Raw genomic sequence first — 20042 nt, 5'->3', positions numbered from 1 at the left:
CATCGAGGAACGGGAGCGCGAGCGCAACTCCGGATGCGCCACGCAGGAAGGTACGGCGGCTCAGAGGTTTCATTGTTTCTCCGGGACGATGACGGGGCGGTAGCGGAAGGCGTCGGTCTGCGTGAGCGCGACCAGGAGCTCGGACAGGCTGTAACCGCTGTCCTTGAACGCGAGCGAGAGCGACGCCATCGAGCAGCGATCGGCGTCCGTCTTGTCGCGACCGTAGAAGAAGCGGAAATTTTGCAGCACGTAGCAGGCGCGCGCCTCCTCGCTCTGCGCGAGGCGCTGGCCCAGCTCGGCGGCGTTCGCCACAGGGCCGTTGACGTCGCGCGTGCTCGAGATGGCGCTCGAGGTGTCGATCGGCCTGCCGGCCTCGTCCGTGGTGCGGGGGCGGCCCACGGCGTCGAACGACTCGAACACCACGCCGATGGGATCCATCAGCGCGTGGCACCCCGCGCAGCTCGGCTCGGTGCGGTGGAGCTCGAGGCGCTCGCGCTGCGAGAGCCCCTCTCCCAGGCCCTCGAGATCGAGCTTCACGTCGTTGGGCGGCGCGGGCACGATCTGACACAGGAGATCGGTGCGCACCTTGAGGCCGCGGCGGACGATCGAGGTGCGCGTCGCCTTGTCGCGCGTGAGCATCATGCCCTGGGTCAGCACGCCCGAGCGGCCAGGCATGTCGACCTTGATGAAATCGTCGCCGCTCACCCCGCTCACGCCGTAGTGCTGCGCGAGCGCGCCGTTCACGAAGCTGTAGTCGGCGGCGAAGAGGTCGTCGAGCGAGCCGCTCGGGCTCGCGAACAGGTCCTTCACGAACGTGCGCGTCTCCGCTCGCAGCAAGGCGGGCAGGTCGCGCGAGAGGTCCGGATACACCTCCGGATCGCGGTTCATGCTGCCCAGGATGTCGGTGTCGAGCCACTGGTCGAAGTACTCCAGCAAGCGCTCGGCCCTGGGATCGGCCAGCATGCGCCGCACCTGGGCTTCGAGCTGCTCTGGCGTGCCGAGCTCGTCCGCCTCCGCCGCCCGCGTGAGCTCCTCGTCCGGCTGCGACTGCCAGACCAGGTACGAGAGCCGCGAGGCCATCTCGTACGGCGTGGGCTCGGTGACGTCCCCCGTGCTCGCCTGGCCGAGCTCGACGCGATAGAGCACGTTCGGCGACTGCAGCATGCTGAAGACGACCCACTCGATGCCGTCGTCGAAGGTGTACCCGTCCGATCCTGCGGTGAAGCGCTCCTCGTAACTCTGGACCTCGGCTTCCGTGAGCGGCCGGCGGTACGCCCTGGCGCCGAAGGTGCGGATGAAGTCGCGCGCGCACTCGATCTCACCGATCTCCTCCGGATCGCAGGAGACGAGGCCCGAGGCGTGGGCCGCGACAGCGGCGACCTCCTCCGCGGCGTCGAGGAACTTCTGCGCGACGAGCGAGCCGACGTTCAAGAAGCTCGCGTTGTTGCGGAAGCCGAGCGACTCGGACTCGTTCGGAAATGTGGCGACCACCTTGTCGACGGTGGAGGCCACGCCCGGGACGCCGGAGAAGAGATCCTTCACCGTGTTGGCGTACTCGTAATTGCTGAGGCGGCGGAGCGGCGCCGTACCGGGCCTCGGCGTCTGGCAGAACGCCGAATCCAGCACGTCTTCCGGGGGCTCTACGATCCCAGGCTCGTCCCCGCCGGGGCCCGTGCCAGACCCCGTGGACTGGCCGGACCCGCCGATCTGGCCGTTACAAGCCGCGACGAGCGCGAGCAAGAGCGGCGCAGCGTACCTGAGTTGTGAGCCGAAAAGCTCGAGAGGCCAGCGATGCGTGTGTTGCTCGGGGTTCACCGTGTTCTCCACGCCGCGCCCGACGAAAGGCACGAGTTGGTGCGAGCGCCGACCACATGGATCGGCACCTGCACGGGTTCCCGACGCTGCGACTCAACAGCGCCGATTTGACATGATGTACCAGAACCTGTCCCGTCCGGCTCACGGCAGAGGTCGATCACGAACACTTTTGTGCCCCAACGACCCACCAACCCACCCATTTTATCTACTGACGTCGCGTTTTTGAACCTCGACGGTAGCGGCGCGCGACACCTCACGAAACATCACTGCTGACAGCAAATACTTCAACTACCAACGATTTCGACGGCTGGACGTGGGGACGTGGGCACGTGGAGCCGCCGGAATCGCGCTGGAGGAGCAGGCCCCTTCCTTCCGTCATGAGGTCGTGGCACCATCGCCACGCCAGGCGCCGTTCGAATCAACAGGCGCTCGCGGAGGTGCGGCCGATGGGGGTCAAGGTTCTCTTCATCGTCAAGGAGATAGAGGGGGCCGAGCCGCTCGGCGCCCTGTACGTGGCGGGCTGTCTGGAGCAAGCAGGCCACGAGTGCAAGTTCATCGGCACCCGCGGCAACGATGTCCTCGCCGAGGTGCGGCGGTACGGGCCGGACGTCATCGCCTTCGGGGCGACGACCGGGCTCCATCGCTATTATCTCGGGCTCAATCACCACATCAAGCAGCATTACCCGAAGGCGGTGTCGCTGATGGGCGGGCCGCACGCGACCTATTACCCGGAGGTCATCCAGACGCCGGGGCTCGACGTGGTGTGCCAGGGCGAGGGCGAGGACGCCGCCGTCGAGCTGTGCGACGCGCTGGCGCGCGGCGACGATCACCGCGGTATCCGGGACCTCTGGGTCAAGTCGGAGGGGAAAATCTACAGGAATCCAGCGCGCGGGCTGCGCCGCGACCTCGACGCGATCCCCTTCCCTCCGCGGCGTCTGCTCTACGAGTACGACGACAGCCTGCGGCGGCGCCCCCTCAAGTCGTTCACCACGAACCGGGGGTGCCCCTTCCCCTGCAGCTACTGCTTCAACCCGTCGCTGGTCGAGCACTACGGCTCGAGCTGGAAGAAGGTGCGCGTCCGTAGCCCCGAGAACGTCGTGGCCGAGCTCGTCCACGTGATGAAGCAAGGCCCGCTCCAGTTCGTCGGCTTTCGCGAGAGCATCTTCGTGTACGACGCCGAGTGGCTGAGGCAGTTCGGAGAGCTCTACCGTCGTGAGGTGAAGCTGCCTTATTACTGCCACCTGCGCGCTGACATGATGACCGAGGAAATGGTGGATCTCCTCGCCTGGTCTGGCTGTTACACCGTCAACGTCGGCATAGAGACCGCGAACCCCGAGCTCGCGAACGGCGTCTTGCGGCGCCAGATCCGGATGGACCGGCTCGTCCACGGGATCCGCCTCCTCAAGAGCGCGGGGATCGTGGTCTTCGCCGACAACATCCTCGGCATCCCGGGCGGGACGCTCGCCGACGATCTGGCGACGCTGGAGCTCAACATCGAGCTCGACGTGGACTACGCCGCCGCCACCTTGTGCACGCCCTATCCGGGGACAGGCATCGCTGCGTATGCGGTCGAGCATGGCCATTTCAGCGGGGACTTCGACCTCATCGATGACAGCTATTACACCGAGTCGGTGCTGCGCTTCTCGTCCGACGAGGAAAAGCGGCAGATCGAGAACCTGCACAAGGTGTTCGCGGTCACGGCCGCCATTCCTGCGCTGCTGCCGCTCATGAAGCGGCTCATCAGGCTCCCGCCGAACGATTTCTTCTATGCGATGTTCCGCGCCTGGTACCTCGTTTGCCACATGACGGACGTGATGCCGCGCCGGCTCGAGCTCGCCGAGCTCTTCCACAGCGCGTTATCGATCTTCGGGGTGTACCGGGGCGCCGACGAGAACCGGTATCCCGCCCCGGCCCCCGCAGCGTTGCCCATCGCGGCGCCGCCGGCGCAGGCTGCCTGCGGGGACACGAGGACCATCCAGCTGAGGCGCCGCCCGCGGATCGCGGCGGAGAGCGAGGAGGCGCCGGATGTTCGCTGATCCGAAGAAGGTCGGGCTGCGGCGGCTGAAGCGGCGGCTCAAGGCGGGCGCGTCGATCGCGATCGCCATGGCCGCCGGGGCGTTCCTTGCCTGCAAGGGCGGCGCGAGCGACCCGGGCGCGTCACCGAGCGGCCCCGACGCGCGGACCGGCCCTGACGGGCGGGGCGCGGCCGGCCGGAGCAGCGGCCAGAGCGCGCCCGCCCCGCCCAGCGGCTCCGTGAGCGGGGGCGCCTCCGACGGCGGCGATGGGATGGGTGCCACGGCCCCTGCGGACGCGGAGACCGGCGAGGCCATCGTGGTCCGCGACGCCGGCGCCCCCGCGGACGCCGGCGCAGGCGGGGCGATGATGGTCCCGAGCGGCAAGCCTGCCGCCGGCGTGAAGCCCCGCGCGCCGCACGTGGACAAGGAAGAGCACCGCAAGGGGATGCCGGTGCGGGACAACCTCCTCGAATGATCCCGGGGCGCGCGGCCCCGAGATGCGCCGCGCTTGCGGAAAAGGAGCGTGTCTGCCGGCGCGGAGGTCACCCGCGCGCCGTCGCGCCGCCGCACTCGGGCCTCGCGGACGGGCGCGCGCCCGCGAGGTAGGCCCGCGGCGTCACCCCGAGCAGCGATCGGAACTCGGCCGTGAGGTGGGCCTGGTCGTAGAAGCCGGTCTCGAGGGCGAGCCGCGCGAGGCTCGTCGTGGCGAGGCGCTCGGCGGCGCGACGGATGCGCGCGATGCGCGCGTAGCGCTTCGGCGATATGCCGATCTCCTCGTGGAAGAGCGCGCGCAGCGTCCGCTCTGCGACGCGGAGGTGCCGCGCGAGCGCGGGGATGGAGGCGTCCGAGTCGGGTGCCAGCGCGGAGGCGTCGAGGGCATCGACGGCGCGGCGCAGGAGCGCCCGGCGCGCGGAGGCGTCGGCCCTCGCGCCGACCGCGCGGCAGAGGGCGTCCTCGAGCAGGCGCACCGCCGTGGCCGGGTCCCCGCCGGCGCGAGTGAGCGCATGGCGAAGCTCGCGCGCGCGTGCGCCCCAGAGGTCGTCGAGCGGGACGACGCGATCGACGAGCTCGTGGGCGGCGACGCCGAGGACGGGCCGCGCGCCCCCGGGGTGGAACGAGAGGCGAGCATAGAGAGGCACCGCGCCCGAGGGCTTGAACGTGGCGCGCTGAAGCGGCCCCACCGCGGCCACGACCGGCTCGCCGCCGGTCCAGCACGCGACGAGCGACGTGGTCCCGCTCGGCAGCCGCGTCCACCCCGCGGGCGGCGAGGGGACGGCGCTCATCACGTGGACGTCGGAGAACAAGGAACGGAGCGGCGCGCGCGGCGAGAGATCGCGGCTGTCCGAGCGGGAGGGCGGTAGCAAGGGCGCAAGCACGAAGGCATTGTAGCGCGCGCCGCCTCGGCCGCCTCGGCCGTTGCGCGCCGGTGGGCCCGCACGTCGTGCCGGAATCTCCAAGAGACGGCTTCGCCGAGACAGCAGGCTTCGCGCTCGAAACGGAGGTGTTCATGATCCTTGTTGCTGGTGCGACAGGCACCATCGGTCGCGCGCTGATCCCACAGCTGCTCGCCGCCCGGGCCGACGTTCGGGTGCTCACCCGCGATCCCGCCCGCGCGCGTGCGCTCTGGGGAAACGACGTCGAGGTGGCCTGCGGAGACTTCACGGATGCGCCGTCGCTCGGGCGCTCGCTCGAAGGCGTCGACCGCGTCTTCTTGCTCACGGCGCCCGGGCCGACGGTGGCCGACCACGACCGCGCGATGGCCGCGGCGGTGATGCGCTCGCGGGTCGAGCAGATCGTCAAGCTCTCGGCTTACGGCGCCGAGCAAGAGGACCTCATCGCGTCCAGCTGGCATCGGGCAGGAGAAGAAGCGGTGATCGCGACGGGGCGCCACTTCACGCTGCTCCGGCCGGCGGGGTTCCACTCGAACGTGCTCGCGTGGGCCGCGAACGTGCGCGCCGGCGCCCCGATCGAGGTCTCGACCGGCACAGGCAAGCACGCGGTCGTCGACCCGCGCGACGTCGCGGCCGTCGCCGCCCGGGCGCTCACGTCGAACGATCACGACGGGCGGGCGTATACGCTCACGGGGCCCGCCGGCCTCGACGCACACGAGCAGATCGCGATCCTCGCCGAGGCGCTCGGGCGCCCGATCGCCGCCGAGGACGTCACCGTCGAGCATGCGACGGCGAAGATGCGGGCGGCCGGCGCCCCGGAAGCGTTCGTCACGGCGGTCCTCCAGGGCCTCACGTTCCTGCGCGACGGGCGCGCGTCGGCGCCGACGGATGACGTCGCCGCCGTCCTCGGCCGCCCGCCGCGGCCCTTCGCGGCGTGGGTCCGGGATCACCTCGACGCATTTCGCTGAGCGCTCGCAGCGCCGCGGCTGAGCCCTTGGATCGGCGATCGGCTCGGCCGCGCGCGGCGAGCGCCTCCGGAGCCACGCCGCGAGCGTTGGACCATGGTTTCGACGGCGCGTGATGTGCTCGACGTCCAGGGCTGTCTGCATACGCGGGACCTGCATCGCGGCGCGCTCAAGGGTGGCTGCGACAAAGGCGAAGAACTGAGCAGCACAAGCGGTCGGTCCCGAGCGCTGCTCCTCGGACCGAACCGGTGCAAGACGCATCCGTCCGACAGCGCGCATGAAGCGGAACGTCGCAGGCACGGCGCGCGATGCCTTGGAGCATTGCTGGTGGTGCCCGCGCTCTACTCAGCAAGAGATCAGCAACACGCATGCCACAAACCGTCCAGTCGGACGGTTTGCCTTCACCGAAGTCAATGATACTCTCCTTTCCAGGGCTCTCGCATTCCAGGTTCGACCTGCGCGTCCGGGGGTGGAGAGCCGCTGTTCGACCTGGCCGATCGCACGAGGGCATCCGCCACGTCATGGGCTCGCTCTCGACGTGAGGCCGTGGGAACGAGGACGCCAGTTCGCGTGAAACAAGCAGTGAGGTGGACCCATGGCAATCTCTTCGAATGCCGGCTTCTATGTCTCAGCCATCATGATCTCGCTCCCCGCTGCTGCAGGCTGCGGAGGCGACGCCGAGATGGCAGCGTTCGGAGAGGTCGGGGAAGCGCTCTCGGCGTCCTCTCACCCCAACAACCCGAACCCTGGCCTCGTCGTGAATCCAGGCGCCCGCGGCGAGCTGTACAGCAAGCTGGCTGCGCGTTGGTGGCAGTGGATTTACTCCATCGAGGGCACCAGGAATCCCTTGTTCGATGCCACAGGCGAGCACGCGCTCGAGGGACAGACGAGGCCCGTGTACTTTCTCGCGGGGGTGTTCTGCATCATCCAGCCCGACGGAAGCTGTGCCCCTGTGGAGGACACGGTCGTCCGTCGCATCCAGATCCCGCCCGGCGTCCGGCTGTTCTTTCCGATCGTGAACACCGAGATCGACGACTTCAACCTTCCCGCTTTCCTCCCGCCGCAATGTATAGAATTCTACGATCCCGAGACCAACACCATCACCGACAAACCTGCGTGTGCGACGGCGGTAACGGATCAGTTCAGCTTCGCGTCCGCGACGATCGACGGTGTAGAGATCGCTGGGCTGAATCCGCCAGGGGATTCGATTTACCGCGTCCAATCTGGCGAGTTCAGCTACACCGTGCCGGATGACAACGTCTTCGACGTCCTCGGCGTGGAAGCGGACGCGATGACCGTCGGGCCGGCGATCACCGAAGGCATCTACCTGCTCCTGAATCCGCTGCCGCCGGGCGAGCACACCCTGCACTTCGAGGGCGCGAGCGAGGAGCTCGGCTTCAGCTTGTCGATCACGTACATCATCGAGGTCACCCGCGGCCGCTGAGGGGCCCGGCCTCAGGCGATCATTTGTAGAAGCCGACATCGTCGATATAGACGTCGAAATCCTCCACTTCCGTGAACCCGAACTCGATCGCGAAGAGCCCCGTGAGGTCGATGCCCTCGCCGGTTGGTTCGGCGTCCCCGCCGCCGCGCGCGAACAGCTCGAAGGGGATCACGACCGGCGCCCACGCCGTGCCGAGGCGCGCGGTGAACGACCAGTCGTCGAAGCACGGATTGGCCACATCCTCTCCCGATTCATCGCAGATGCCGCCCGCGGGATCCGAGGTCTTGTCCGTGATGTTGACCTTCATCGCCGTCGCCGCGCCCGCGTCGCCGAGCCTGGCCCAGAACACGATACCGCTGTACGCCGACGCGTCGTAGGCGAGCAGGCCCCCGTCGGGGCCGTTCAGGGCGAAGCCGAACCCGGCGCCCCACTCGGTGAAGCCGGATCCGAACGTGTGCATCGCCATCGTGCTCTCGCCGCGCGGCTCCGCGAGCTCCTCCGGGATGAACCCGACGGGATTCTCTTCCGTGTAGACCGGGGGAGTCTGCGTGCCCGTCCCATCATTGAAGCTGTACCAGTAGCCGACCCTGCCACCCGCCTCTTCGATGGCGCTGTCGCCGTCTTCCATGTCGTCGATCAGCTCGACGTCGGTGGGGACGACCACCTCGCCCCCGCCCGCCCCCGCGCCGGCCTCGCCCCCCGCGCCTGCGCCGGCCTCGCCCCCCGCGCCTGCGCCGGCCTCGCCGCCCGCTCCGTCCACCAGGTGGTAGCTGTCGTCCAGCCCCACGAGCGTGGTGCATCCACCGGCTGTGAGCGTCCACGCCGCGCACATCCATGCTGCACGCCTCTTCGCCATATCTTCTCCTACCACCACCGCGTGGGCACGGTCCACCGCGGGCCCACCGCGCCCACGGCACCCAGGAGAGGCAGCGACGACCGCCGGCGTTGGACGGATCTGCCCTGCGGTGCTGGACGACACCCGGGACTTGCGGCGCAGCGCCGATCCGTGAGACCTTCTGTGCGTGAGGTCCCCCAGAGCGCCTGAATCGACAGACCTGGTCCGGCGGCTTCGGTTGACCAGCCCATTATTCGTTGGGCGGACGAAATGACGGTTGAAGACATAAGGCGCGGCCTGGACGCCGCCCGCGAGGAGCTGTCGGCTGCAGCCGCTGCGCTCTCCGGAAAACGCGGAGACGGGGGATGGGCCCGTTACCAAACCGCGCACGACAAGTGCATCTCGCTCGAGCGAGATCTCGCCCGCGCAACCGGGGAGGAGTGCGCCGTCGAGATCCCCTGGCAGCATCCTTGGGATGTCGGCGCCCCACTCCCGCATGTTTTCTCCTCGGGCTCCAGGACTCTCGTCGTCTACAACATGCGCGAACCTGACCCCACGTGGGATGGATCGTATGCGACCGTGGTCGATCCCGCCAGCGCCGACCTGCGCCTGATCGCCATCGTCGAATTCGAGCGATGCCTCGCCCACAAGCTCGGTCCGCCGAATGACGAGGTTCTCCACGGACATCCCCTGCACGGCCGCGGGTTGGTCGGGTATGCTGCGCACGTCGTGGAGAGGTCTCGATGGCTCGCCGAGCTGATGAAGATCAACTCGGTTCACAGCCAGTACAATCCAGATGGGTGGAAGCAGTATCGACACTACTTGCTTGCCTTCCACGACGAGACGTTCGAGTGCATCGCCCGGAGTCATTCACTCAAGCAGACGATGTCGTCGTTCCCCGAAGCGCTCCACTCGTGCACCAAGAGCCTCCTGGCGTGACGCCGCCGCCCAACAAGCTGTTGAAGCAAGCGGCCGCACGCCAGTCGTTGGGCATGACGAAGCAGAAATGGCTACGGAATTCCATCCAGGGCGTTCGAGGGTCCCGGAGGAGATCGTGCACCGACCCAAATACGGACAATACGCATATTATGGAGTTCTGTTGATCTCTTCGCTGGCCGACGGTGAGCCGTTACAACCGTGAGGTGTGAGCGCTACACTGAGCTCAGCCCATATGCCCGTCCATGCCATCCGAATCGAAGAGCGCCTCTGGTCGAGCGCGTCGCCGCTCCGCAGACAGGAGTGGCGCACGATCACGACCGATATCGTCTCCGGCGAGCCGCCCTGGCCCTCGCGCGAGCCCTGCACCCTCGTCGCTGGTTGCGACGACAGAGACCTTCACTTCGTCTTCACCGGGAGCGCCGTCTCGGCAGACACCCTCGCCCTCGCGCGGGCGGAGGTCGCGCCGCTCGTGGGCGAGTACGTGGGCCTCATCCGAAAGCTCTCCGGGGGCGACCTCTACCCCGCCCACATCGAGCCCATCGATATGGCCAAGCGCGTCCTCCACGACGCCGGCGCAAGGCAGATAGGCGCCCTCCTCCCCGACCTGAGCCCGAGCTTCGAGACGCGCCGCCGCTTCTTCTCGCTCGTCGTCTCGCTCCTCGTCGACACGACGCGGCTCGGCCCGCTCCCAGCACATCAGCATGATCCGAGGCGCGTGCGGTAGCCGGGCGCCAGCCAGAAACAACGACGAGCGGCGGTCACCCGCAGCGGGTGCCCGCCGCTCGGATCAGCGGGCGCCCAGGAAGTCTAGCTTGCCGATCTCGAGCCCGTTGTGGCGCAAGATCGCGTAGGCGGTCGTCACGTGGAAATAGAAGTTGGGCAGCACGAAGTGCAGCAGGTAAACCAGGCCCTTGAATTGCAGCGGCTGATCGCGCGTCGGGATGGTGATATCGCGGTCCTCGGAGCCGTCGATCTGCTCGGGCCGGAGGCTGTTCAGGAACGCGACGGTCTTGGTGATACGGGCCTCTAGCTCCTGGAAGCTGGCCTCGTTGTCCTCGTACTTCGGCAGGTCGGCGGCCGCCAGCCGCGCCCCACAGCCCTTGGCCATGTCGGTGGCGATCTGCACCTGGCGCGTGAACGAGAGCATGTCCGGGGCGAGGCGCGCGTCGAGCAGGACGCGAGGCTCGATCTTCTTCGCCTCGGCGTACGCGGCGGCCTTGGTGAGGATCGCCGAGAGGTTGCCGAGCATCCTGACGAGCACCGGGACCGAGGCCTGATACATCGAGATCGTCATCTTCTCATCTCCTTGCTATCGCACGGTTCAGGCAGCGCGTTCCCCGCACGGCGCACGCGGCGCGGCGCCGACGCACCCCCCGGCGGGGACGCGAGCAGGCGCGAACATAGGGCATCCTGCTCGCCAGGCAAGCTCGCCTTCTCACGCAGGGGCCGCCCGCGACCCCCGGGCGCCCGAGCACGGCGCTCGTTCACGCTGATCCACGGACTCCAGCGCTGAGGACACGCCCGCCGGGCGCTCCGCGTCATGACGCGCTCGTGAAGTAATGTAAAGAGCATTGACGAACGAGATCCGATGACGGGGTGCCGCGGCGCGAGGCTCCGTGCCGGGGAGGGAGCGCGACGGAGCGCGCCGTGATGGCCCTCGACGGCCGCGGGGGCGGCGCGTTATAGGGGGCGCCGATGCGACACATCCTTTTCCTCAGCTTGTTCACGGCTGCGCTGGCGACCGCATGCGGCTCCTCGACGACCGATCCGGAGCCGACCGGGAGCGGCGGGTCGTCCGCCAGCTCGACGAGCGAAAGCTCGACGAGCGCCAGTTCGACGACCTCCAGCTCGGCCACGGGCGCAACCTGCACTCCTGGAGAGACCATGTCCTGCACCTGTCACGCCGCCAGCGCGCCGGGCGTCGCGACGTGCCTCGCCGACGGCAGCGGCTACGGGCCGTGCATGGAGCAAGGCGGCGGCGCCTGCCGCTGTCCCCTCGGGCGCAGCGACGGCTGCTGCCCTGGCGACGGTATCTGCTGCGCGTGCGTGCAAGGCTGCGATCCGAGCACGGATCCCCTGCAAGATCCCGAGACGGACGCGCTCATCGCCTGCGTCTGCGCGGCGGGTGTGTGCGCCGACGAGTGCGAGAGGGAGTGCGCCGGCCAGGGCATCGCGGCGGACTGCAGGGCGTGCGTGCAGCAGGCGGGCGCGGACGCGTGCAAGGCGGAGTACGAGGCCTGCGGCGGGACGTGAGCCCGCGCCGCGCATCGCGCGGCGCGCGGCGCGCGGCGCGCGGCCAATGACGCGCAGGAGGCCGGCGCCGATTCCCCCCTTCCTGACCGGCGCCGATTCCCCCCTTCCCCGCCCCGGCCCGCCGCTACATCCTCTCGGGCTCTGCCGCTCTCGCCTGCAGCAGCGCCTCGATCCGCCGGAGCAGCTCCGCCGGGTCGATCGGCTTCGGCAGGACGCGTCCCCCGTGAGCCGAGAGGAACCGCCTGCTCACCTCGCTCGTGCCCCCTCCGGTCATGAACAGCACCCGGTCGACGAGCGCCGGCAGCTCCGCCTCGAGCCACTCGTGGAGCTCTATCCCCGTGCCCTCCTGCATCACGATATCGCAGAGCACGACATCGAAGTTTGCGTCCAGCCGGAGCGTCCTCTGGGCCTCTCTGCCCGAGCGCGCGCAAACGACCTCGTGCGACGCCTCGAGGAGCCCGCGCAGCGCGCGCAGGAGGAGGGGCTCGTCGTCCACGATGAGGATCCGGGCGCGCCGCGCCGGCTCCTCATCCCGCGCGGGCGCGGGCGGCGCGCGACGAGGGGTGAGCTCGGCGCTCGACCAGGCGGGCAGCCGGACGCGGACGCAGGTGCCGACGCCGGCCTCGCTGCTGACGCCGATGGTGCCGCCGCACGACTCGACGATGTTGCGGCATATCGCGAGTCCGAGCCCCGTCCCCTCCCCCGCGCGCTTCGTGGTGAAGAACGGCTCGAACAGCCTGTGCATGTGCTCTTCGGGCACGCCGCAGCCGGAGTCCACGATCTCCGCGACGACCTCCCGGCCCTGATCGCGGGTCCGCACCTCGACGATGTTGTCGGCGACGCGCCCCTCCCGGATCGACTGCGCCGCGTTGATGAGCAGGTTGACGAACACCTGCGTCAGGCGCCCCTCCGCGCCGCTCACGGGCGCGACCGAGGCGAGCTCACGCACGACCCGCGCGCGGTGCTTCATCTGGGGATGCACGATGTTGAGCGCGCTCTCGATCACCGCGTTGACGTCGGTCGGCCCGATCGCCTCGTTCGCCTCCGCGCGCGCGAACACCCCGAGATCCCCGACGATGTCCACCACCCGCGCAGCGCCGTGGCGGGCGTCCGCGAGCGGCTGGGCGAGGTGCTCGGTGGCGACGCCCTTGTCGGCAAGCCGCCGCACCTCGCGGGCGAGCAGCTCGAGGTTGGCCACCACGTACGCGAGAGGATTGTTGATCTCGTGGGCCACGCCCGCCGCGAGCTGGCCGACCGCGGCCAGCCGCTCGCTGCGCTCGAGCCGTGACCTCAGCTCCTCGGCCCGGCGCCGCCCGGTCACGTCGCGCAGGAGCGCCATGCGCGAGGGGCGCCCCTGCCAGTCCACGCCGACCCAGCGAACGTCGATGACGACCTGCTGCCCTCCGATCTCCAGGCTCGTCTCGCCGGCGCAGAGCGCCGCCGGGCAGCCCCGCCCGGCGACGGGGCGCCCGTCGCCCAGCAGCGACTCTGCAGCGGGGTTCGCGAAGAGCACCGTCCCGGAGGGATCCAGCACGATCACCCCATCGGCGCTCCGGGCGATGAGCTGGTGCAGGTTGGCCTCGTTCTCGCGGGCTTCGGCCATCGCCCGCGCGAGCTGCGTCAGGAGCTGCTGGCGGCTGACCGCATAGCGGATGGCTCGCCACAACGTGTCCGCGTCGAGGCCCCGCTTCACGAGGTAATCCTGCACCGAGGCGCCGAGCGCGCGCTCCGCGAGGCGGACGTCGTCGTGGCCCGTCAGCACGACGATGGGCACATGGGGGTCCACCGCCCGCACCCGCTCGACCACCTCGAGGCCCTCGCCATCGGGCAAGGAGAGGTCGAGGAGGACGACATCCCACCCCTCGTTCACGCGCGCGAGCCCGGCGGCGAGCGTCTCCGCGTGCGCGAGCTCGGCGCGCTGCCACGGCACGGCGTCGAGGTGGCTTTGCACGACGGAGGCCGCGATGGCGCTGTCCTCGATCAGCAGGAGGCGAAAGCAAGGCGCAGGCGGCGCCCGGCTGGGTTCAGCGGACATGGTGACCCCCTGATGGCTAAGGAACTCCAACGCTTTCCCGGAATCAAGCGCCTCGCGCCCTCGCCGCCGCCGCGCCGGCGGCTCGCAGCGCGGGCGGAGCGGGATTGCCGCGCTCCTCCGCAGCGGACGACGCAACGCACCATCCCGGCGTCGGTGGTGGTGGTCAACTTTGCCCGAGAAAGATCACAGGGAGACGGGGAGACAGGGAGATTCATTGAGTTTTTTCTCCTGCCTCCCCGCCTCCCTGTCCAAATTCGACCAGCACGCCGGCGTCCGCGGACCGGCCGCGCCATCGGCGCTATCGTCGCCGGAACCGGAGATGGAGTTCCTCCCCTTCCCGAAGATGCCGTGCCTCGGCGCGAGCGACGCTCCGACCTGGGTCGCGCTCGAGAAGATCCACGGCGCGCAGCTCGTGATCGGCGTGGACGCGGCCGGCGTCCATTTCGGCAAGCGCAAGGAGTGGCTCCGGGACGAGGACCCCTTCTTCGGCTGGCAGCTGCTCCGCGCGTCGCTCCGGGACGCCGCCCGCGCGGCGTACGCGGCGGTCGGCGCGGCGCGGCTCGTCGTCTACGGCGAGCTCTTCGGCGGCGGCTACCCGCATTCTGACGTGCCCTCGGGCGGCGTGAGCGCGGTGCAGACCGGGGTCTGGTACGCGCCCGACCTGCGGTGGGCGCCCTTCGAGCTCCGCGCGGTCGACGGCGGCGAGGACGCCTTCCTGGCCTGGAGCGAGGCAGCCCCGGTCGCCGCCGCGGCGGGGCTCATGATGCCCCCGCTGCTCGCCCGGGGGCGCAAGGCGGAGATCGCCGCCGTGCCCGAGCGCTTCCCGTCGCGCGTCGCGTCCGCCTTGGGGCTGCCGCCCCTCGGCCCGGAGAACCTCGCGGAGGGCCTGGTGGCCAAGCCCGACGTCCGCATGCCGGCCGGGGCGTACATGGCCTTGAAGCGCAAGATCGCCGAGATGCGCGAGGACCGCTTCGACGAGAGCGCGCCGTGGGACCCGGAGCGCCCGGTCGACCTCGCGACGCTGATCCGCTGGGGGGAGCGGCTCGTGAACGGCCCGCGCCTCGCGTCCGCCGCGTCGAAGGTGGGGCGCCACGATCGGGCGGCCGTCGACGAGGAGGCGGCCCTCGACGTGCTCGTGGACCTCGAGGCGGCGTTCCCCGGCGCGATGCGCGCCCTCGCGCCCGAGGACGGCGAGGCGCTGGAGCGCGCCGTCAGGGCCGCCGTCGCGGCAGAGCGGCTCTGAGCCGCGGGGCCGGGCGCTCGCGCGCGCGACGCCGGCCGCGCGCTATCCTCGGCTCGATGCTGCCCCACCCGCCGCGCGTCGTTCGACTGGTCCTCATCACCGCGAGGGGTGAGCTCGTGGGCGCGCTGCCGTCCTATCCGGTCGCGACGCCCTGGTGGCAGGACGCGCGCTCGGTCGTCAAGGGTGCCCGCGAGCGCTTCGGCCTCCAGGTGACGGTCCTCCGGATGCTCGCCGCCGAGCTCCCGATCCCCCACGGCGGGACGGTCACCTACCTCGCGGAGGCGGAGATCGACGCGCCGCCGCCCGGCGTCGAGCCCTGGCGCGGGGCGCTCGACGACCACCCGCTCCGGCAGCCGTGGGCGCGGCCGGGCGGGCCTGCAGACGACCTCGCGTGGGCGGACGCCGTCCTGCGCGATCGGGGCCTCGCGCGGACGGCGCCCGCCGAGCAGATGCGGTCGTGGAACCTGTCGAGCCTGTGGCGGCTCCGTGCTGGCGACCAGACGGTCTGGCTGAAGCACGTCCCTCCGTTCTTCGGGCACGAGGGGGCTGTGATCGCGCGGCTCGCGGGCGGGCCCGTGCCGGCGCTCCTCGGCCACGACGACCGGCGGATCCTGATGCTGGAGATCCCGGGCAAGGATCTCTACGAGGCCGAGCTACCTATCCGGGAGAGGCTGGTCTCGTTGCTTGTCGGGCTGCAGCGCGACGCGTGCCAGCAGCTCAACGAGCTCCTTTCGCTGGGGCTGCCGGACTGGCGCGCGCCGGCCCTGCTCCAGCTCATCACGGACGTGGTGGCTCGGACGCCCGAGCTGTCCGCCGGGGATCGGGCGACCCTCGACAGCTTCGTCGATGGCCTGCCCGAGCGCTTCGCTCGCCTGGCCGAGGCCGGGCTGCCCGACACGCTGGTTCACGGCGACTTTCACCCCGGCAACGCCCGCGGTGACGAGACGTCGGCCGTCCTGCTGGACTGGGGCGACAGCGGCGTCGGGCATCCGCTGCTCGATCAGCCAGCGTTCCTCGACGGGGCCCCGCCCGGCGCGGTCGAGCCGCTCCGGAGCTCCTGGAGCCGCGCGTGGCGCGCCGCGATCCCGGGCTCCGACCCCGAGCGCGCCGCCGAGCTGCTCGCGCCCGTCGCCGCGGCCCGCCAGGCGATCATCTACCGCAAGTTCCTCGACAACATCGAGCCGTCGGAGCACCCCTACCACGCGAGAGATCCCGTGGCGTGGCTCGCGCGGACAGCCGCGGTGGTGCGCTCTCGATCCTGCTAGCTAGGTGAGCACCGCTGCCACCTAGCTCTCGGACGATCGACGACGCGCGCTCGCGATGAAGCTGCAGGCGTGGGAGCAGGCGAACCACGAGGGCCTGTCGCCCACGCAGGGGCAGATCCTCGCGACCCTCTCGCTCGAGGGGCCGCTCAGCGGGAGCGAGCTCTCGCATCGCCTGGGCGTCACGCTGGCGACCATCAGCGATTCGGGCCGAACGCTCGTGGACAAGGGAGCTGTCGTCAAGCGCCCGGACCCGCGCCACCCGCGGGCGAGCCTGATCGGGCTCACGCCGCACGGGGCGCGCGCTCGCGCAGAAAGTGACGACGTTGCCCGACGCCATCGTGTCCGCGGTGGGAGCGCTCTCGGCGCTGGAGCAAGAGGCGTTCCTGGCTGGCGTCGTGAAGATCATCCGGTCCTTGCAGCTCAGCGGGCATATCCCGGTGAGCCGCATGTGCGTCAGCTGCAAGTACTTCCGGCCGAACGCGCATGAAGGGGCGCTGCCCCACCACTGTGCTTTCGTCGACGCGCCGATGGCGGGCCGACACCTGAGGATCGATTGCGGCGAACACGAGCAGGCTGAAGAGCAGCAGCGCGAAGACGCGTGGAGGCGCTTCGCCCAGCCCGAGTAGAGCGGTGCTCATCCCCGCGAGATGAGGGGATAGCTTTCCCGAGGCCTGTCGCTGGCTCCTCGCTCCGGGCCTGCGCTCCCGCGATCTCGGAGCGCAGCCGGCTCGCGCGCCGGCCCTGTCGTGAGGAATCGAGGCCGAGCTTCGGCGGAGCGACCTACCGGCCCGTCGCCGTCGCGACGACCGTTTCGACGCCCCGAGCACGTCGCTCGGGGTGAGCGCCGCGTCAAGAAGAACAAGACGGACGGGGCGCCGTCGACCGACCTGGTGCCGTTTCGAAACCTCTTCGCGCTCATCTTCCCGGTGACGTTCACCCTGAAGCCGTTCCTCGCCAGGAAGGGCCACTCCGCCGAGGAGGTCGAGAGGATGCACGCGGCGTGGGTCAAATCCTGCCTGCTGCAGGTGACGCTGTGGAGCTACCCCTACGTGAAGGAGGGAGACTTCTGACGCGCTGGCCGCCCTGCGCCGCTGCGCGTGCTCTGCGCCGCGCCTCGAGGCGCCCGGACCCCCTCTGCGCGTCAGGCGCCCTTCGGATGGGGTCTGTGGACCAGCACCCCATCGCCCGCTCGCCGGTGTGGTAGACAGGGGCTGGATTTCCTCGCTCAGGGGTGACCTATGGCCCGTGTCTTCCCGTTCATCCGCCGCGTGTCGCCGGTCGGCAGGAGCGACAGCAGCGCTTGCCGGGCCTCCGCCTCGCGAGCGATCGGCCTGTGCAGTTCCGGCAAGTCACCATGTTCCGAGGCCCCGTGTCCCTCGATGTCGCCTGGGACGTCAAGGATCAGGGATCGAGCGCGTGAGGAACGTGCGGAAACGCAGGTGAGCTGGTGAGCGCGCTGCTACCCTGTCCTGCCGCGGTGGCGGAGAGGTTGAATGTATCCCGTCAAGCCGGGACAGGTGGCGCGGTCGGGGATTGACATCTCCGAGGCGTTCGGATCTCATCCTCGCGCATGATGCGCGAAAAATTCGGACACGTCGGAGGATCGGGCGCCAGGCCCAAGCTGGGTTTCATTCTGGGGCTCCTCCTCGTCGCGGCCTGCGGACAGAAGGTGCGAACGTTCGAGTCGTCGTCGAGCTCCAGCGACGTGGGGAGCGGCGGAGGCGGCGGTCATGCGGGCAGCGTCGGCAGCGCGACAGGCAGCGACGGGACCGGAGGCGACGGAGCGGGTGGCGGCGCGGCAGGCGGCGACGGAGCGGGCGGTGACGGGACCGGGGGCGAAGCCCCCCCGCCTCACTGGGATACGTTCGAGCGCGTCGGTCATGACGATCTCGCCAATCAGATCTCGAATTTCCTTCCGCAGGTCGCGGTCTCGGCCAACGGCGATGCGCTGCTCGTGTTTTATGATCAGGACACCGTCTGGGCGCGCCGCTATGTCAAGAAGAGCGACAGCTGGGACCCGCTGCTGCAGATCAACGACGCGGCCACGAGGGGCGTGAACGCCAGGGTTGCCATCGACGCCGATGGCAACGGGGTGGTCGTCTGGTATTCGGCCTCGGTGGGTGGCGCCGTGTTCGGCAAGCGGTTCACGGCATCGCTCGGATGGCCCGCCGGGTGGGGCACGGTCGAGACGATCGCCGAGGGCACCTCGGGGGTCTCGAAACATTCGACGACGGTCGCGATGACCCCCGCCGGCCATATCGCCGTGGGGATCGACGTGAACACCGCCGACACGTCGGCGCGTGAGGGATACCTGGCCATTTACGAGGGCGGGCAGGGCTGGCAGACACCGGTGAAGGTGTCGGGGAGCACGACCAGCTGCAACGGCACGGCTGTCGGCGTCTCGACCGTGGGCACGACGCTGCGCGCGGTGGCCGCGTGGTACCAGTCGGACGGCGGGCGTCTCAACGTGCTGGGCAACGTGGTTACGTACGATCTGATGACGCACAAGGGCAGCGCGGCAGGCCCGAAGCCGCTGGAAGCGGATGACACGCTCGACCATTTGAGCCCACGCGTCGTGATGGACGGCAACGGGAACGCGATGGTCGTCTTCCTCCAGCGCGACTCGACCTCCTCGGTGTCGCACGTGATCGCCAATTCCTATTCAGGGGGCGTGTGGGCCGGAGCCACCGGCGTGGATACCGCGGGCCAACGAGCGACTGACTACTCCGTCGCGATGAACGCGGAGGGTGACGGGGGCGTGGTGTTCCGTCAGTGCGGCGCCGGCTGCGCGATCTGGGCGCGGCGCTTCTCGGGGACGACGTTCCAGCCAGCCGACAAGCTCTCGGCCGACGAAGATAGTGTGAGTGGTCCCGAGATCGCCGTGGATGGGGCCGGGCGAGCGCTCGCGGTGTGGACCCAGAAAGCCGCCGCCCTCCGGTCGATCTTTGCCAGCGAGCTCTCGCCCGCGCAGGGATGGACGGAGGCCCACGCGCTGGAGGACGACAACGCCGCCGAACACGGGGAGCCGACGGTGGGCTTCGGCCCGAACGGGACGGGGATCGCCGCGTGGGTGCGCGAGACGACGACGAACGACATCATGCGTCGCTCGATCTTCGCCGATGTTTACAAATACTGAGGACGGCGCTGGGCGCCCGCTCCACGAACATCTGAGTCCAGGCGTCCACGGTCCTGGTGGGCCCTCAGCGGGGCTTTAAGAGCTTTTACGCGCTCATCCGCAGGCCGGCGCACGCAGAGGGGCTCAGGGCGGGGGCACGTTGATCAGGCGGGCCGCACACCGGCCGCCCTGGCAGAGGCAGCCGCCGCCGCAGTCCATCGTTCCGGGCCGGCACTCCTGCGTGCACATCAGGCCGCGATCACACATCGGCGCGGTGGCCTTCGCGATGCACGCGGCCGCGTGGCACGCGCACACGGGCACACAGTCTGCGTCGCTCTTGCACGGATCGCTGCCCACGACGATCCGCTCGCCCATCGGGGCGGCTGCCGGAGGCGCGGCGGGCTCTTCCGCCGGAGGCGCGGCGGGCTCTTCCGCCGGAGGCGCGTTCGTGCCGGGAGGCGCGTTCATGCCGGGAGGATCGTGCGCGGACGCCCTGCACGCAGCGCTGCAGAGCCCCGCGGCCAGGATGACCCCCATCGACCCATCGAGGATGTGTCTCATGCGCGTGCTCTCTCACGGATCGCCACGACGTTCCACCCGGCCCGCGAGCTCATCGTCGCCCGGCGCCGCCCCGGGGCGGCGGCCGGCGGACCACGGCGGCCGCCCGGCGGGCTGCCGCCCCGCCCCCCTCGGCCGCCCCGGCGACCCGGGAGCCCGGCCGCCCCGG

At 70.1% G+C, this 20042-nt stretch carries 18 protein-coding genes and 2 pseudogenes; 13 read left to right on the top strand and 7 right to left on the bottom strand.

Annotated features, from left to right (window positions below; all coding sequences use genetic code 11):
* Nucleotides 1–69 precede the first annotated feature (69 nt).
* On the bottom strand, nucleotides 70–1626 hold the full coding sequence (locus tag WMF12_RS03675) for a DUF1592 domain-containing protein (protein ID WP_437865362.1): 1557 nt from the start codon (nucleotides 1624–1626) through the stop codon (nucleotides 70–72).
* Nucleotides 1627–2261: 635 nt separating this feature from the next.
* On the opposite strand from WMF12_RS03675, the gene WMF12_RS03670 reads away from it, so the two are divergent.
* Nucleotides 2262–3851: a B12-binding domain-containing radical SAM protein gene (locus WMF12_RS03670; protein WP_437865352.1), complete on the top strand. Its 1590-nt coding sequence runs from the start codon at nucleotides 2262–2264 to the stop codon at nucleotides 3849–3851.
* The gene (locus WMF12_RS03665) at nucleotides 3841–4305 is read left to right on the top strand and encodes a hypothetical protein (RefSeq protein WP_437865331.1); all 465 of its coding nucleotides are present in this window, start codon (nucleotides 3841–3843) and stop codon (nucleotides 4303–4305) included. Before WMF12_RS03670 ends, WMF12_RS03665 begins: the two co-directional genes overlap by 11 nt.
* 67 nt (nucleotides 4306–4372) lie before the next feature.
* Here the strand turns inward: WMF12_RS03665 and WMF12_RS03660 are convergent, their stop codons facing one another.
* Nucleotides 4373–5206, bottom strand: a complete 834-nt coding sequence (locus WMF12_RS03660) for a helix-turn-helix domain-containing protein (RefSeq protein WP_437865321.1) — start codon at nucleotides 5204–5206, stop codon at nucleotides 4373–4375.
* Nucleotides 5207–5337: 131 nt separating this feature from the next.
* Between WMF12_RS03660 and WMF12_RS03655 the strand changes: the two genes are divergently transcribed.
* On the top strand, nucleotides 5338–6189 hold the full coding sequence (locus tag WMF12_RS03655; RefSeq protein WP_437865304.1) for an NAD(P)H-binding protein: 852 nt from the start codon (nucleotides 5338–5340) through the stop codon (nucleotides 6187–6189).
* 592 nt (nucleotides 6190–6781) lie between these two features.
* Nucleotides 6782–7630, top strand: coding sequence for a hypothetical protein (locus tag WMF12_RS03650; protein WP_437865292.1), 849 nt, complete (start codon nucleotides 6782–6784; stop codon nucleotides 7628–7630).
* A gap of 19 nt (nucleotides 7631–7649) precedes the next feature.
* On the opposite strand, the gene WMF12_RS03645 is transcribed toward WMF12_RS03650, so the two are convergent.
* A complete protein-coding gene (locus tag WMF12_RS03645; protein WP_437865281.1) occupies nucleotides 7650–8486 on the bottom strand; it encodes a hypothetical protein in 837 nt (278 codons plus the stop codon).
* A 249-nt stretch (nucleotides 8487–8735) separates the two neighbouring features.
* Here WMF12_RS03645 and WMF12_RS03640 point away from each other — a divergent pair, with 249 nt between their 5' ends.
* Together WMF12_RS03640 and WMF12_RS03635 are read left to right on the top strand one after the other, a co-directional pair.
* Nucleotides 8736–9404: a hypothetical protein gene (locus WMF12_RS03640; protein ID WP_437865271.1), complete on the top strand. Its 669-nt coding sequence runs from the start codon at nucleotides 8736–8738 to the stop codon at nucleotides 9402–9404.
* Nucleotides 9405–9636: 232 nt separating this feature from the next.
* The gene (locus tag WMF12_RS03635) at nucleotides 9637–10128 is read left to right on the top strand and encodes a UPF0262 family protein (protein ID WP_437865263.1); all 492 of its coding nucleotides are present in this window, start codon (nucleotides 9637–9639) and stop codon (nucleotides 10126–10128) included.
* Nucleotides 10129–10191: 63 nt separating this feature from the next.
* Here the strand turns inward: WMF12_RS03635 and WMF12_RS03630 are convergent, their stop codons facing one another.
* Both WMF12_RS03630 and WMF12_RS03625 read right to left on the bottom strand, forming a co-directional pair.
* Entirely contained in the window at nucleotides 10192–10698 is a 507-nt protein-coding gene (locus WMF12_RS03630; RefSeq protein WP_437865252.1) for a DUF1993 domain-containing protein, read from the bottom strand.
* A gap of 244 nt (nucleotides 10699–10942) precedes the next feature.
* Complete coding sequence (locus WMF12_RS03625) at nucleotides 10943–11290, bottom strand: hypothetical protein (RefSeq protein WP_437865239.1); 348 nt, start codon at nucleotides 11288–11290, stop codon at nucleotides 10943–10945.
* On the opposite strand from WMF12_RS03625, the gene WMF12_RS03620 reads away from it, so the two are divergent.
* Nucleotides 11289–11657 carry a hypothetical protein gene (locus tag WMF12_RS03620; protein ID WP_437865227.1) on the top strand — a complete coding sequence of 123 codons (369 nt, stop codon included), beginning with the start codon at nucleotides 11289–11291 and terminating at the stop codon, nucleotides 11655–11657. The genes WMF12_RS03625 and WMF12_RS03620 overlap by 2 nt on opposite strands.
* A 124-nt stretch (nucleotides 11658–11781) precedes the next feature.
* On the opposite strand, the gene WMF12_RS03615 is transcribed toward WMF12_RS03620, so the two are convergent.
* A complete protein-coding gene (locus WMF12_RS03615) occupies nucleotides 11782–13692 on the bottom strand; it encodes a response regulator (RefSeq protein ID WP_437865220.1) in 1911 nt (636 codons plus the stop codon).
* A 319-nt stretch (nucleotides 13693–14011) separates the two neighbouring features.
* Here WMF12_RS03615 and WMF12_RS03610 point away from each other — a divergent pair, with 319 nt between their 5' ends.
* The 6 genes and pseudogenes from WMF12_RS03610 (at nucleotide 14012) to WMF12_RS03585 (ending at nucleotide 19336) form a co-directional block, all read left to right on the top strand.
* On the top strand, nucleotides 14012–14935 hold the full coding sequence (locus tag WMF12_RS03610) for an RNA ligase family protein (RefSeq protein WP_437865207.1): 924 nt from the start codon (nucleotides 14012–14014) through the stop codon (nucleotides 14933–14935).
* 56 nt (nucleotides 14936–14991) lie between these two features.
* A complete protein-coding gene (locus WMF12_RS03605; protein WP_437865191.1) occupies nucleotides 14992–16200 on the top strand; it encodes an aminoglycoside phosphotransferase family protein in 1209 nt (402 codons plus the stop codon).
* A gap of 55 nt (nucleotides 16201–16255) precedes the next feature.
* Nucleotides 16256–16405 (top strand): annotated as a pseudogene (locus WMF12_RS03600) (MarR family winged helix-turn-helix transcriptional regulator); the annotation flags it as partial.
* A gap of 118 nt (nucleotides 16406–16523) precedes the next feature.
* Nucleotides 16524–16826 (top strand): hypothetical protein, encoded by a 303-nt coding sequence (locus tag WMF12_RS03595; protein ID WP_437873983.1) that lies wholly within the window; start codon nucleotides 16524–16526, stop codon nucleotides 16824–16826.
* A gap of 219 nt (nucleotides 16827–17045) precedes the next feature.
* A pseudogene (locus WMF12_RS03590) lies at nucleotides 17046–17270 on the top strand (protoglobin domain-containing protein); the annotation flags it as partial.
* Nucleotides 17271–17770: 500 nt separating this feature from the next.
* On the top strand, nucleotides 17771–19336 hold the full coding sequence (locus WMF12_RS03585; protein WP_437865178.1) for a hypothetical protein: 1566 nt from the start codon (nucleotides 17771–17773) through the stop codon (nucleotides 19334–19336).
* Nucleotides 19337–19459: 123 nt separating this feature from the next.
* On the opposite strand, the gene WMF12_RS03580 is transcribed toward WMF12_RS03585, so the two are convergent.
* Nucleotides 19460–19876: a hypothetical protein gene (locus WMF12_RS03580; protein ID WP_437865171.1), complete on the bottom strand. Its 417-nt coding sequence runs from the start codon at nucleotides 19874–19876 to the stop codon at nucleotides 19460–19462.
* Nucleotides 19877–20042: the final 166 nt, after the last annotated feature.

It is taken from the genome of Sorangium sp. So ce363 (assembly GCF_051520435.1).
In the GTDB taxonomy this organism is placed as follows: domain Bacteria; phylum Myxococcota_A; class Polyangia; order Polyangiales; family Polyangiaceae; genus Sorangium; species Sorangium cellulosum_B.
This window is presented reverse-complemented; position numbering and strand designations above follow the sequence as displayed.

Coding starts and splice junctions, on each gene's coding strand:
- WMF12_RS03670 (WP_437865352.1), top strand. CDS start 2,262: ATGGGGGTCAAGGTTCTCTTCATCGTCAAGGAGATAGAGGGGGCCGAG.
- WMF12_RS03665 (WP_437865331.1), top strand. CDS start 3,841: ATGTTCGCTGATCCGAAGAAGGTCGGGCTGCGGCGGCTGAAGCGGCGG.
- WMF12_RS03655 (WP_437865304.1), top strand. CDS start 5,338: ATGATCCTTGTTGCTGGTGCGACAGGCACCATCGGTCGCGCGCTGATC.
- WMF12_RS03650 (WP_437865292.1), top strand. CDS start 6,782: ATGGCAATCTCTTCGAATGCCGGCTTCTATGTCTCAGCCATCATGATC.
- WMF12_RS03645 (WP_437865281.1), bottom strand. CDS start 8,486: ATGGCGAAGAGGCGTGCAGCATGGATGTGCGCGGCGTGGACGCTCACA.
- WMF12_RS03640 (WP_437865271.1), top strand. CDS start 8,736: ATGACGGTTGAAGACATAAGGCGCGGCCTGGACGCCGCCCGCGAGGAG.
- WMF12_RS03635 (WP_437865263.1), top strand. CDS start 9,637: ATGCCCGTCCATGCCATCCGAATCGAAGAGCGCCTCTGGTCGAGCGCG.
- WMF12_RS03630 (WP_437865252.1), bottom strand. CDS start 10,698: ATGACGATCTCGATGTATCAGGCCTCGGTCCCGGTGCTCGTCAGGATG.
- WMF12_RS03620 (WP_437865227.1), top strand. CDS start 11,289: ATGTCCTGCACCTGTCACGCCGCCAGCGCGCCGGGCGTCGCGACGTGC.
- WMF12_RS03625 (WP_437865239.1), bottom strand. CDS start 11,290: ATGGTCTCTCCAGGAGTGCAGGTTGCGCCCGTGGCCGAGCTGGAGGTC.
- WMF12_RS03615 (WP_437865220.1), bottom strand. CDS start 13,692: ATGTCCGCTGAACCCAGCCGGGCGCCGCCTGCGCCTTGCTTTCGCCTC.
- WMF12_RS03610 (WP_437865207.1), top strand. CDS start 14,012: ATGGAGTTCCTCCCCTTCCCGAAGATGCCGTGCCTCGGCGCGAGCGAC.
- WMF12_RS03605 (WP_437865191.1), top strand. CDS start 14,992: ATGCTGCCCCACCCGCCGCGCGTCGTTCGACTGGTCCTCATCACCGCG.
- WMF12_RS03585 (WP_437865178.1), top strand. CDS start 17,771: ATGATGCGCGAAAAATTCGGACACGTCGGAGGATCGGGCGCCAGGCCC.
- WMF12_RS03580 (WP_437865171.1), bottom strand. CDS start 19,876: ATGAGACACATCCTCGATGGGTCGATGGGGGTCATCCTGGCCGCGGGG.